The sequence below is a fragment of the Cobetia sp. QF-1 genome, from assembly GCF_002213105.1.
In the GTDB taxonomy this organism is placed as follows: domain Bacteria; phylum Pseudomonadota; class Gammaproteobacteria; order Pseudomonadales; family Halomonadaceae; genus Cobetia; species Cobetia crustatorum.
Genome location: NZ_NBVS01000002.1, coordinates 178,723 through 192,343, shown reverse-complemented (window position 1 = coordinate 192,343; position 13,621 = coordinate 178,723). Strand labels below are relative to the sequence as shown.

Here is a 13,621-nt window from a genome sequence, read left to right as displayed (position 1 = left end):
GGCATTGGCGCCGGCCGTGATGAATGCGATTCCACCGTCAGGCGAAGACCATGTTTCAGTCTTGCGCCCGCAAGGTGACATACCCTCCCCATACGCGCGTTAGCGTGGTCAGGATGCAAGCTGCGGCAAATATCCACGCCAGTAGTGCGAAGTGATGAGGCATCAAACAGACCAAGACGAAGAAGCCGATGGTTTCAGTGCCTTCGGTCAGACCGTCCAGATAGTAGAAGGCCTTGCGGGTGAAATTTGGCCGCTCTATCTGGTGCTTGGCCGCCATGATGGCAAAGGCCAGAAAGCTGGAACCCGTGCCAACAAACGCAAACAACAACACTACCGCGGCCATTGCATTGGCGGTGGGATCAGCCAGCGCAAAACCGACGACCACACCGGCGTAGAACAGGAAATCGAGACAGATATCCAGGAAACCACCGGCATCAGAGCTCAATCCGGCATGACGCGCCAGCGCACCATCCAGCCCATCCACCACGCGATTGATCAGGATAGTGATCAGTGCCAGCCCGAAATGTCCGAAGGCGAGCAGCGGCAAAGCAGTGATGCCGATCACGAAGCCGGCAATCGTCAGCTGGTCAGGGTGCAGACCGCGCGCTGCCGCGCTACGCGCCAGACGTTTCAATGGCGGCTGTACCCAGCGTGAGGTCCACTTATCCAGCATGCTCCGCTCCCATGTTAGTGAATCGATGAATCTGACAATGGATCATTGGCGGATCAGGTCTTTGCACCACGTCGTTGTGCAATACAGGGGGCTGCACCACGTCAGCCACGTGTCGGTGTCACGGCGCGGCCTGCGGGCACCCAGCGCGCCAGTAAGAAGATCAACAACGGCAAGCAAGCTTGCAGGCAGGCAGCGACTGCCGTCAGACGAGGATCAGCGCCTGTCGCCAATGCCAACGTCTCGGTAGTCAGTGTCGGGACGCGTCCACCGCCTAGCACCACTGTGGGTACGTACTGGGCAATGCTGACGGCGAAGGCAACGGCCCAACTGATTGCCAATGGCCGCAGCATCAAGCGCAGGCGAATGCCGATCAGGACCTCAAGTCGCGAACTGCCCAACAGGCGCGCTGCCTGCTCCAACCGAACATCAAAGCGTGCCCATGGACCCGCCAGCGTCAGCCAGGCATAGGGCAGCGCAAATAGCAGGTGACCGATCACCACGCCCGGCCAGCCGGGGTTAGCCCCCAGACTCAACCAACCGACCTGAAACCCGAACAGAAAGCTTGCCTGCGGCAATAGCAGCGGCAGATAGAGGCAGACGATAAAGCCACGCAAGCGCCCGCTCTCCCGTTCACGCTCGAATACCGCGATACTGAGAATGACGGACAAGGTGGCGACCAGAACTGCCAGCCACAGACTATTGGTGAAAGCATCGCCCAGCCCAGCCAGGGCCTGCTGCCAGCTCTCCAGCCCCCAGCGAGTAGGTAGCAGTGATGGAAAGAACCAGACTCTGGCCAGCGATTGCAGTGCAATCACCGCAAAGGCCAGCAGCGATATCGCCGTCACGATGCCCAGCATCACGCGAATTGCGCGCCCAATACTGTCTAGGCGTGCTGAACCGGATGAACCAGGTACGTCAGGCATCCCAGGTGGGGGGGTATTCAGCGTCCAGTCACGATGCCAATTCAGCAGCTGACGCCCTAGCGCGGCCCCCAGGGCCATCGTCACAATTACCAACAGCGCCAAGACGAGCGCACCAACACTAGCTGGCAAGCGCGCGGTCGGATCACTGTCGCGCCATAGCTCTACCAAGCGCACTGCCAGTGTCGGGGTACGCGTTGGGCCAAGCACTTGCGCGACATCCACTACCGCCAGCGAATAGGCCAGTACCGCGCCGATAGGCAAGGCAATCGCACGCATGACTTGGGGCATGAGGATGCGCCAGCGCAGCTGCGGGAGACTGTAACCGAGCGCCTGACCAGCCTGCATCTGAGCCGTTACCGGCAAGCGTGACAGCGTCGTCTGGGCCATCAGCATCAGAAATGGGGCTTCTTTCAAGGCCAACCCGATCGCCAGCGTAATGCCGTGAGCATCGGGGAGTGGGAATTGAGGGGGTACCAGCACCTCGAAGGGTGCCAGCAACAAGCGCATCAGTACGCCACTCGGCGCAGCCAGCCACAGCAAGCCCAGCGCCAGCGCCAAGTGCGGCATTGCCAACACCGGTGCCAACAGTCGTTCGAGTCGCTCTCCAAAGGGCGTACCCGCAGCAGCGGATAGCCACCCCAGCGTCAGCAATATCGCCAGCAGGGTTCCGCCGATTCCGCTGATCAATGTCAGGCGAAAACCATCAGCCAAGCCAGGCAAAGCCCACCATCGCTGCCAGGCAACGCCGGAAATATTCTCGAACCCAAGCGTCGGCCATAGACCAAAGGCAGGCGCGACCAATCCGGCCAACCCCAATGCCGTGGGACCGAGCAGCAGCAGCAGTACCAGCCAGCGCAGTACGCGGGCCGGTGTCAGCGATAGCGATGCTGTACCGGACTCAGCGCGTCGCCTGCCGGTAATCAGCTGTATCAGTTGCGATAGCGTCGCGCCCACTCGGCCTCCAGCGCATCAGTCCAGCTGGGGTGAGGTTCACTCAATGGCGTGCCTAGTGCCTCGGGGCTCATGCTACCCGGCAGGCTGGGCAGTTCATCGAAGGCCATGCGCTGCTCAGCAGGCAGGCGCGCGACATCAAGCACCGTTTCATCACCCCAGCGCGCAGGATCAGCCTTGGCGGCTTGCGCAGATGCAGACATCAGTTGATTGATCCATACCAGCGCTGCTGCCTTGTGCTGCGCCGTAGCCGGAATCGCCAGGTAGTGCACATTCCCCAAGGTGCCGCCGTCGTGGATGTAGGGCTCTACTGTGGGCGGCAAGCGTCCTTCCTTGCGACCATTGGCGACTTCTTGCGGCACGAAGCTCAGTGCGACCCACACACTGCGCTGTGCGAGCAGTTTCATTTGCTCTTCGGCACCGGCTGGCTGGCGCTCGCCCTGTGCCCACATCAATGGATGCAAGGCATCTAGATACTTCCACAGCGGCGCAGTGATATGCGCAAACTGCGCATCGTCTGTCACAGATGTGATCAGAACATCACGCTGCCCAGCGGGCATCAACTCAATCAATGCCTGCTTGAGAAAGGTAGTGCCATGAAAACTGGGTGGCTGTGGGTAAGTCACACGTCCCGGGTTCGCGCGCGCCACCTCCAGCAGTGCCGACATGGAACGCGGCGGCGTTTCCAACAGAGCCGTGTCATACATGAAAATCAGCTGGGCACGGCCCCATGGCGCCTCCATGCCGTCTGTTGCTAGCCCAAAATCACGCGCCCCGATCTCTTCCAACAGATATTCGCTGTTAGGCAAGCGGGAGACGAAAGGCCCCCACATCAACTCGGCCTGCTTCAAGGCACGGAAGTTCTCACCGTTGATCCAGATGGCATCAATGCTGCCGTCGCTACGGCCTGCGGCCTTCTCAGCCAGCAGGGTCGAGACGCTTTCAGCGGTATCGGCAATCTTGATGTGCCTAACTTCAATCCCATGATGTTTGGCCGCAATCTCAGCCTGATCCCGCAGATAAGAATTGGTCGCCTGACTACCGCCCCACGCATGGAAATCGATGCGTTGGCCACGAGCCTTTTCCGTGATGGCATTCCATTCCAGCGCAGCCAGTGCAGGTACCGCTTTTCCCTTGCCCGCATCACTGGCGTATGCAATTGAAGCGGCCCAAGGGCTCACGCTCGCTCCCGCGATCAGTAACAGCGACCCACCCATCAGCGCCAACACACGACGGCGGTCCGGCAAATGGTCAGTCTTCATGAGAGGTGTCTCCGGCAGGAAAATGCCGCGACCCTGAACAATCAGGCCGCGGCATTGTGTTATGGATTACTGCTTATCCGTCACCGAGGTATCAGAAGACGACGGTGCCTCAGCTGCGCCAGAAGCAGCCGGTGCAGTGAGCGTCTTGGTGGGCTCGAAGCGCCCATTGCGTCGCCAGGTGAAGTAACGATCCAGCACCTTGAGAACACCCTCGGGCTTATGAGCATTCTTCCACATACCTGCGGCGGCCTTGTTGGCCTCCGAGAGCGTCGGATACGGGTGGATGGTGGACAACACCTTGTTGAGACCGATGTTGTTCTTCATCGCCATGGTGAATTCTGCCAGCCACTCGCCAGCGGACGCGCCGACCAGCGTGACGCCAAGAATGCGATCGCGGCCCTTCTCGGTCAGCACCTTGACGAAGCCTTCGGTCGCACGCTCAGCCAGCGCACGGTCGCTCTCGCCCATCTCGTAATGCGTCACTTCGTACTCATAACCCTGCGCAATGGCCTCGCTTTCATTGAGGCCAACACGTGCAACTTCTGGCTCGGTGTAGGTCACCATCGGCATGATGCGATAGTCGACCTTGAAGGTCTTCAGACCACCAAACAACGCATTGACTGCCGCGTGCCACGCCTGATGACCAGCAGCGTGAGTGAACTGATATGGGCCAGCCACATCACCACAGGCCCAGATGTTCGGCTGCAATGTCTGCAGGGATTCAGAGACATCAATGGTGCCGCGCTCGGAGACTGCGATACCCAGTGCTTCAAGGCCAAAGCCTTCAACATTGGCTTCACGACCGATAGCGACCAGCAGTTCATCGAACTCGACCCAGCTTTCCTCACCCTCGGGAGAGCTGACGACCAGATGACGCATCGGCTGGCTGTCTTTGCCGGTCAATACTTCAATGCGTGTAGCGGTAGAGTTAACGCGCAGATCAACACCTTCACCGGCCAGTTGCTCATGCATCAGCGCGCTGACGTCTTCGTCCTCACGCGGCATCACACGAGGTGCGCCTTCGATGATGGTGACGTGGCTGCCGAGACGCGCAAAGCTCTGACCCAATTCCATGCCGATCGGGCCGGAACCCAGCACTACCAGACGCTTGGGCTGTACTTTCAGGTCCCACAGGTTATCGGAAGTCAGCGGAGTGATCAGATCAATCCCCGGAATAGCCGGCACACGTGGACGTGCACCGGTAGCGATCACGATGTTACGTGTTGTCATCACACGACCATCGACCACGACTTCCCAAGGGGTCTGCAGCATGGCTTGGCCGGTATGCACTTCAACGCCCAGGCTTTCATAACGTTCGATGCTGTCATGCGGCTCAACACTTTTCACCACGTCATGCACGTGGCCCATCACCTTGGAAAAATCGATTTCCGGTTCATTGGCCTTGATACCAAAGCGCTCGGAGTGGCGAATTTCATGGGCAGCACGACCCGCACGAATCAATGCCTTGGAAGGGACACAGCCCGTATTGAGGCAATCCCCCCCCATCTTGTGGCGCTCGATCAGCGCCACTCGCGCATTGACCGCAGAAGCGATGTAGCTGGTAACCAGACCGGCAGAACCGGCGCCGATCACGACCATGTCATAGTCAAAGGTCTTCGGCTTGGTGAAACCCGCCTGCTGCTTGCGCTTGCGCATCAAACCGACGATACGATTGGCAATCAACGGGAATAGGCCCAAGGCGATGAACGAGGCGATCAGCCCCGGCGACAGAATGTCAGACAACGATTCCAGCTGGCCCAGTTCACGCCCAGCGTTCACGTAAATGGCGGTACCGGCCAGCATGCCCAGCTGGCTGGCAACATAGAAGGTGACCACGCGCATGCGGGTCAGACCCATCACCAGATTAACGACGAAGAACGGGAATACCGGTACCAGACGCAGGGTAAACAGATAAAAGCCGCCTTCACGCTCGACGCCGCGATTGAGGGATTCCAGCTGACGACGGAAGCGCTTCTCGATGCTCTCACGCAACAGTGTACGAGAGATCAGGAAAGCCAACGTGGCACCGATCGTGCTGGCAAAGGAGATCAACAACAGACCCCAGCCAAAGCCGAACAGCGCGCCGCCAAGCAGTGTCAGCAATGCCGCACCGGGCAGTGATAGCGCTGCCATGGTGATATAAACCGCAAAGAAACCGCCTGCGACCAGCAGTGGTGATTCATCAAAGAGTACCTGGAAGTCCGCCTGCTGAGCCTTGAGACTCTGTAGAGTGAAGTACTCCTGCGCACCACTGGCAAAGAAAATGACGATGGCAGCGATGATCGCTACCAGTAATAAAAGCTTGGGCTTGTTCACTCGCGATATCCTTGTACGGTTCCTGTCGAGCATGTGGTGACATGCCGGCGGCTATCTTGATCCTTGATTACGTAAGCCAAGGCCTATCGGATGCAGTTCTTTTCTTTTAAAGCCACGATCTTGTCGCCATAAGACGCACCTTGAGGCATGGCATACCCGCTATATCGGCCTATCTACCCTAACAGTTCGTTCCATCAGGCGGAGGAAACTACTCCCATAGAGTGGCATCCGGATCTCATCAGAGTGCGTAGAAACATTGAGAGATGTCATGTTCCATCTCACGATACTCTATGAGAATTCGACTTATCGTATCCATTTCACTCCTGCCACAGCACAACTGTCACAGGGGTGGTGTCACAAGCTCAGGCGACAATGGCAGGCCACAATCGTGTGGCCACCAGCCTTGCCTCGGAGGCAACAATGACTCGACACACAACTCTTCCTATCCGATCGCTGCGCCGTGCGCTGAACGTGTTGGGTCTATGCACCGGCCTGCTACTGGCGGGACATGCCAGCGCCTTCGAGCCGACACAGGCACCTCAGGGGGTTGGTGATGGTGTCAAGCCCGGCCAGGAGGTGGCTATCTTTGCCGGTGGCTGTTTCTGGTGCATGGAAGGTCCTTTCGACAAGCTGCAAGGGGTGGTTTCCACTACCTCCGGCTACACCGCAGGTGAAACGGACAATCCGACCTACAAGGAAGTGTCTGCCGGCGGCACAGGTCATACCGAAGCGGTCAAGGTCGTATTTGATCCCGAGCAGGTCAGCTATGCCGCCCTGCTGGACGTGTTCTGGCACAACATTGACCCTGTCGCTGTCGATCGTCAGTTCTGTGATGCTGGCACTCAGTACCGCAGCGGTATTTACACATTGGATGACGCGCAACGCAAAGCTGCTGACGCCAGCCGCGCAGCCTTGAAAGACAAGTTCCCGCAGGGGATAGCGACCGAGATTGAAGCGGCTGGCCCTTATTATGCCGCCGAGAAATATCATCAGGATTTCTACAAGAAGAATCCGGTACGCTACCGCTTCTATCGCTCGGGCTGTGGTCGTGATGACCGTCTCGAGGAAATCTGGGGCGATGATGCACCTGCACACTAGAACTAGAGCTTGAGCTTGAGATTGAGCTTCACGACTTCCGGGGTACGCACCTCTGAGTCATAAGGCTATTTAGCTTCTTGATACAAAAACGGCTCGCCAAATGGCGAGCCGTTTTGTTTGCGCTGACTCAGCCCGATGACTGAGTCGTGGCGACGCTTCGCCAACAATAAACTGCCAGCCCGAGCGTTATCAGCAACACCAGCACTCCACCGACAACGACCCCTGGCCAGCCAGCCGCTTGCCAGAAGGGTTCTAGCCAGAAGCCGCCAAGACTTGCCCCAAGATAATATGCCGTTAGATACAGTGCACTGGCACTCGCCCGCGCTCCCTCTGCATTACGCCCGACCCATGCTGAGGCGGTGGCATGCGCCAAAAAGAATCCAAAGGCATTGATGCTCAGCCCGATCATCATGCTGATCAGCGAGTGACTCAACGTCAGTAACGTGCCGACGATCAACAGACTGGTGCCCAGCATCATGGTCAGCGCCTGCCCCGTGCGGTGCATTGCTGCCAAGCTCTGTTCACTGTTCTGTTCACTGCTCTGCTCGCCTTCCTGCTGATTCCCCTTTACACCGCCTTTCTCTCGGTCTTTCACACCATCTCGCCATGCCTGCTGCAGGCGAGCCAGTCGTTGCGCCAACTTTCCAGATTGTGACGCACCGAAGGTGCCGGCCAGATAGGTCAAGAACAACAGGCCCAACCACTGACTACCAAGCGACCACGGCACGGCACTAAGCCGGAAAGTCATGTAACTGTACAGATTGACGAAGATGAAGAAATTCAGACCACCGAACAGAAAAACCGGCCACAGTCGCGGATTACGCAGGTGACGGCCCAGCCCTGCCAGCATGCTGGCCAGGTTAAGTGGCTGAGCCACGAAACGTCGCTGACGTGGTAGCCACTGCCATAGCGCACCTAACGCTAGCAGACTGAACACTCCGACGACGGCAAAACTGGCCTGCCATCCCCAGTGCTCCGCCACGAAGCCACCGGCTACACGTCCGGTGATACCGCCTAGCGAGTTGGCGCTGATATAAAGCCCCACGGCCGCCATCAGCGCGGGCTGCTCCATCTCGTCGCTCATGTAGGCCACCGCTACCGCGGGCAGCCCGCCAAGCAAGAAGCCCTGCAACGCACGCACGGTCAACAATGACCAGAAACCATCGGCCAATAGCGCAAGGCCCGAACAGGCAACACCACCGGCCAACGTCCACAGCAGGATGCGCCGTCGCCCCAGCGCATCAGATAACGGACCAAACACCAATAACGCCACTGCCAGCATCAGAGTACTGACAGAGAGCGTCAGACTGGCCTGAAGCGAGCTAAGCCTTAGATCACTCGCCAATAGCGGCAGTATCGGCTGCACAAGATAGAGATTGATAAAGACCAGAAAGGAGCCAAGGCACAGCGCTTGCGTCATGCGCCGCCAATCACGCCCATAAGCTTTTATCGCATCGGGCAGCGGAGCGTCATGCTCCGCCAGTGACGTTACAGCAAGGGGAGATGCCATCAGGTACCTGCGAACAGAATTATCATGGGGAATGCAGCCAGTCTGACGCTCCCGTTATCATCAGTAAAATAGCTCGACATGATACCGCCCATCAGCAAAAGTGATGACTGGCCAACTTATGGATATATCCCTCATGAAACTGCCTTTCGATTTGCGTGCTCTCGAACTATTTGTCAGCGTCATCGAGCACGGCAGCTTCACAGCGGCGGCTCAATCCCTGAATCTCGCCCAGTCTGCGGTCAGCCAATCAATAGCGGGATTAGAGACACGGCTAGGCAAACCGTTACTTGTGCGAGGATCGCGTGGCCTACGCCTGACACCAGCGGGAGACACGCTGCTGGAACATGCCAAGCCACTATTGGAACAAGCACAGAGAGCAGCCCTGGCGATGGCCGAGCTTGATGGCATCGTAAAAGGTGAAGTCCGTATCGGCGTCTCTTCGATGCTGGGCTCCTACTACTTCCCGCCATTGCTGATGGCCTTCAAGGCGCGCTACCCGGACCTCAAGCTCAGCGTCATCGAGGGCGGCACCTTGAGACTGCGTCAGATGATCGACAGTGGTGAGTTGGACCTTGGCGTTGTCGTCGAAGAACAGGCAGGTGCAGAGACAACGGGGTTAGTCAGCCGACACTTCCTACGCGAAGAAATGGTGGTCTGTCTCTCCAATGACCATCCGCTCGCCAAGCGCCACCAGATAAGCGTCGAGGAATTCTTTGCTGAGGAGCTGGTTGTATTCAAGCGCGGCTACTTTCACCGAGACTTCGTTGAACGACTGGCCAGCCAGCATGGACTGACCGCCAGCATTGGCTTCGAATCCAACCTGATTGCGCTGAACAAGGCCATTGTCGCTCGAGGGTTCGGTATCACCACCTTCCTGAAGCGCGTGGTGGAGGATGATCGCGAGGCAAACAACCTTACCGCCATTTCCTTTAGTCAGCCGGCCTGGCTGGAGCTGTCACTGGCTTGGCGTCAGGAACGTGGACTGTCACGGGCTGAACAGGCCTTCGTCGATTTCGTGATCGAGCATTCTTCCGACAATCATCAAAACTACCGCTCATAAAACAAGAACACCCGGCCGAGGCCGGGTGTTCTTGTTTAGCATTAGCGCGATTGGCTTATTGCGTTACTGACTCCGCATCGCCAGTTTCATCTGCATCGCTTCATACGGCATCGGACGGCGTGATTGCCAGTAATGCTGCGCCCAATAGACATTGTCCAGCCGCGATAGCTTCACGCCACGTGAGGTGGAAGCATGCAGGAAGTAGCCATTGCCGACATAGACACCGACGTGGTTATAGCGACGCGAAGGACGGAAGAACACCAGGTCACCCGGCTTCAGCTGCGACTTGTCGATACGCTTGCCACGCTTTACCTGCTGTGTGGTGGTACGCGGTAGCTCAATGCCAAAACCATCACTGAATACATGTTGCATCAACGCCGAGCAATCAATGCCGCCAGTGTTGGTACCTCCCAGTCGATAAGGAGTCCCCGCCCAGCGGTCATGCTCATCCATCAGGACTTCGCGAATGCTGGGCCCTGAATACGACGCGAACTGCGAGTCCTCGGCACTCTGCTGCTCCCCTCCCTGCTGCCGATAGCGCTTTAGCTTGGGCAGTTCCGGCAGATCAACGTCGTAATAAGCCATATCACTGGGTGGGGTCGAATTGCTTGCACACCCCGCCATACCCAACGGCAGTATCAAAAAGCAGCACAATAACGCATGGCGCATCCAGCATTCCTCGTCGTGGGCCCGGCACTGTAATGATGACGGTAGTCAGTGCTTGCGGACGGCGATAACAGATGGTGCATGACAAAAACGTAAAGCAGGCAAGTACTCCATTGTGGTGGAACATCTGCCTGCCTAAAATGCGAATCAAAAAACCAGCGACACACCTTACCTCTGGCATGACAACGAAAGGTCGTTCGCACGATGGTAGTGCATGTTTACGCAATCCGTATGCCATTGCCTGCAATGATAGACTAAAGCATCAGGCAAAATCTCATCGAGGGGACTGTCTATCCCCTCGAATGCATTTCATGGATCACTGGCAGCTGAACCAACTGCCCATGCCAATAAGCATCAACCCATCAGGCTCAATGCAACGTACGGGCATCACCGCTCAGGATATCCAAATGCAGTGCAGGCCAGTGACCAGGCCGAGCACCCGGGAAATCGAGACTCGACCATGCACCCGCCAACGGCGGTGCAGCGGTCAGCCACTGAATCAAAGCATCACGGAAGCCGCGCAGGAAGCTGTCACGCTGGTCGGTATCCCCCATGAAGAAGGCATAGCCAGCGAACAGGCCACGTGCGTATTCCTTCCAGCTACCGTAGTGATCACGCGCCATGTCGTAGGCAGTGTCGAGATATGCCGTGAAGGCAACTTCGTCCAGCCATCCCAACTGACGACCTGCAATCGCGAGATCAACCATCTGAGCGATATCCCACGCGGCCATATCCAGTTCGTTGCAACGCGCTTCATTGTCTCTGACCCGCCGCAGACGATCCAGATGGACCTGCTCGTCATCGCCTCTCTCGGCGCTTTCAAGCACCGCAATCTCATTATCGAGGCGCGAGCGGTTAAGCGTGTAAGGCCCGTAATTGATCAGATATTCGTCACGATCACCGGCATCACGCAGGAAATCGAGAAAGCCCGTCAACATCTCCGCATTGCCGAGACCATAGTGACCTTCCAACCAGCCGCTAAGTTCCTCGATACCGCGCCCATACTCCACCATCGGCTCACCCCAGCAGGGTGTATTGAGCGGCCCGCTGAGTGCCAGGGAGGTAAAGCGGTCGAGACTCGGGCGTAGCCCTGGCTCCTCCCATGCACGCGGATGCCAGTCGAGCCAATGGAACAGGCTACCGGGGTCCTCGAGGTGCCAACGGATCTCATTGGCGAGCGGATGATCCTCAAGTTCTGGCACCGCCGACTCCCATACTGCCCAGGCCTCCAGCAGGCGCCGCGCATCTGGGTAGAAGCGACACAGCACACTGCGCAGGCGCTCGGCACACTCAGCCAGCTCCTCGACGACAAAGTCAGTCGTGTCCTGCACCATCAACAGATAAAAGGCGTATTTCTCCGCCATCACGATGGTGGCCGGATGGCGGTGGCATATCGCGAGTCGCTGACGGCGCTCAAGCTCAACACTGTCAGCACGGCCAAACGGTGTCTGAGCATCAGGCAAGGCACCACGTGCGGCATCTGCCGCCAGCTGATTAAGATGGTGTGCCTGCGCAGGTAGCCAAAAGCGCGCCATGCCCTGCGCGCCATCACGGGTGTCCAGTGCCAGTGTCTCATTGAGATATTGGCGAGCTTCTTCGCGGCGAGGCTCGTCAATATCAGACGACAATCCCTGACGATACAGAATATCGGGCTCACGGATACTGGCGATGGCCAGCACCCAGTGGCGACTATCACTACGCCAGCGACGGATCGCTGTCCGTGAACGCTCACGCAGGTGATCAGGCAGCAGTGCATGCAGCTGACAGCGCAGCGGTGTCAGCGGTGAAGACACCAGCGGACGCCAATCACTGTCAGTGTCGTGCATCAGGTCAGCGCCTTCGAACAAGCCTCGCCCGCGCTGGTAGGCGCGTGCTACCCCCTGCCAGTCAGCATAGCGACGCACCAGCAAGTCGACACCGTGGGCAGCGAAATCCTCGCCTTCCTCGCGACTCAGCCAACCAGCACAGAGTCCGGCAAAGGACAGATCGACCAGTCGTAGCCAGTCCCATGCAGCAAACTCCAGTGGCTCACCGCGATCCATATAATTTAGCAACAACTCACCATAGGCCACCGGTGACGGGCCCTGTTCGAGTGCGCTATCGGCGAGTTCTGCACTGGCGGCAGCATGCGCGGGCGGCCCCTTATTACCTTCTGCCTTGCGTGCAGCCGCTTCTTCGACAGCGTCATTTTCCAGCTCACTGAGCCACGCTGCACGCTCACTTCCGCTAGCACCGAGCAGACGTGCGCTATCGATATCCCAGCCATAACGATGGCCTTGAGCAGCCAGCCACAGCAATAGACGGATCAACTCGTCACGCCCGGTGATTGCCCAGGTATCGCTCAACCAACGCTGCACATCCGGCCAATGCGCCTCGGCAGAGAAGCCGCTTTCAGCCGCTTCGCAAAGTCCGCTCGCGTCACGCACCACGTCGTGTCCGCCGACCCAGGGCGAGAAGATGGCGCGCGCCATCCACACCCGATCACGCTCGCCCTGCGGCCACAGTTCAGTGGCAGGCACAGTGGAGATGTCTTCGAGCGCTGTCTGCAGTCGCGACCAGGTAACGCCGGCGTCTTCATGCTCAAGCTGCGAGAGCGCCAGGCTGGCTTCAAAGAAGCCATCGTCGCCGCGTGTCCAGCCGGCGTCACTACGGGAATGCGCGAGTGCCTTCAGCCAATCATCAAGCGAACTGAAGTGCCCGGCGATTGCCGTGAGCAGCCGCAGCTGCCAGCCGCGCGTACGCGCAGCAGACAGCCAACCGGCGGTGCGGGCCAGCGCCAGTAATTCCAACGCCTCCAACTGGTGCAGTGGGTCCGGCGTGTCATTCGGGAAGGCTTCAAGCAAACGCCATCCCAGTTCGCCTGCATCAGGAACTTCCATTGCCGTCAGACGCGCACGCGCCTCCTCGGGCGTCCACACCGTTTCCGGTGCGGCACTGAAACCCCAACCGCACAACACCAACTGCTGCCCCCACCAGGCACTCAGGGGTTCGACCAAGGCACACCTCACGACTCGACAGGATTCGACAAATACATCGATTCAGAAAGGTCGCATATAGCGACCAGCGGCGCATAGTGTAACGGAAAGGCGCTTCTGGCGATGCCCCCTAACGCGAACCTGACACGGTTCATTGTCGTGTCAACAAGCGAGAGAATTGGCAAAT

At 58.2% G+C, this 13,621-nt stretch carries 9 protein-coding genes; 2 read left to right on the top strand and 7 right to left on the bottom strand.

Annotation, left to right across the window (positions count from 1 at the left end; genetic code table 11):
- Positions 1-55: 55 nt before the first annotated feature.
- From CFN46_RS04125 to CFN46_RS04110, 4 genes are all read right to left on the bottom strand, one after another.
- A complete protein-coding gene (locus CFN46_RS04125; RefSeq protein WP_088742788.1) occupies positions 56-673 on the bottom strand; it encodes a CDP-alcohol phosphatidyltransferase family protein in 618 nt (205 codons plus the stop codon).
- Between the two features lie 101 nt (positions 674-774).
- The gene (locus CFN46_RS04120) at positions 775-2,550 is read right to left on the bottom strand and encodes an ABC transporter permease (RefSeq protein WP_088742787.1); all 1,776 of its coding nucleotides are present in this window, start codon (positions 2,548-2,550) and stop codon (positions 775-777) included.
- Positions 2,526-3,809 (bottom strand): ABC transporter substrate-binding protein, encoded by a 1,284-nt coding sequence (locus CFN46_RS04115; RefSeq protein WP_088742786.1) that lies wholly within the window; start codon positions 3,807-3,809, stop codon positions 2,526-2,528. Before CFN46_RS04115 ends, CFN46_RS04120 begins: the two co-directional genes overlap by 25 nt.
- Before the next feature lie 66 nt (positions 3,810-3,875).
- Entirely contained in the window at positions 3,876-6,125 is a 2,250-nt protein-coding gene (locus tag CFN46_RS04110; protein WP_088742785.1) for an FAD-dependent oxidoreductase, read from the bottom strand.
- A 420-nt stretch (positions 6,126-6,545) separates the two neighbouring features.
- On the opposite strand from CFN46_RS04110, the gene msrA reads away from it, so the two are divergent.
- Positions 6,546-7,223 (top strand): peptide-methionine (S)-S-oxide reductase MsrA, encoded by a 678-nt coding sequence (gene msrA, locus CFN46_RS04105; RefSeq protein WP_088743023.1) that lies wholly within the window; start codon positions 6,546-6,548, stop codon positions 7,221-7,223.
- A 127-nt stretch (positions 7,224-7,350) separates the two neighbouring features.
- Here msrA and CFN46_RS04100 read toward each other — a convergent pair whose 3' ends face one another.
- Positions 7,351-8,733, bottom strand: a complete 1,383-nt coding sequence (locus CFN46_RS04100; protein ID WP_088742784.1) for an MFS transporter — start codon at positions 8,731-8,733, stop codon at positions 7,351-7,353.
- 133 nt (positions 8,734-8,866) lie between these two features.
- On the opposite strand from CFN46_RS04100, the gene CFN46_RS04095 reads away from it, so the two are divergent.
- The gene (locus tag CFN46_RS04095; protein WP_024951192.1) at positions 8,867-9,793 is read left to right on the top strand and encodes a LysR family transcriptional regulator; all 927 of its coding nucleotides are present in this window, start codon (positions 8,867-8,869) and stop codon (positions 9,791-9,793) included.
- 63 nt (positions 9,794-9,856) lie between these two features.
- On the opposite strand, the gene CFN46_RS04090 is transcribed toward CFN46_RS04095, so the two are convergent.
- Complete coding sequence (locus CFN46_RS04090; RefSeq protein ID WP_088742783.1) at positions 9,857-10,462, bottom strand: C40 family peptidase; 606 nt, start codon at positions 10,460-10,462, stop codon at positions 9,857-9,859.
- Positions 10,463-10,827: 365 nt separating this feature from the next.
- Complete coding sequence (locus CFN46_RS04085) at positions 10,828-13,455, bottom strand: YbeU/YbeR family protein (RefSeq protein ID WP_088742782.1); 2,628 nt, start codon at positions 13,453-13,455, stop codon at positions 10,828-10,830.
- Between the last annotated feature and the right edge of the window lie 166 nt (positions 13,456-13,621).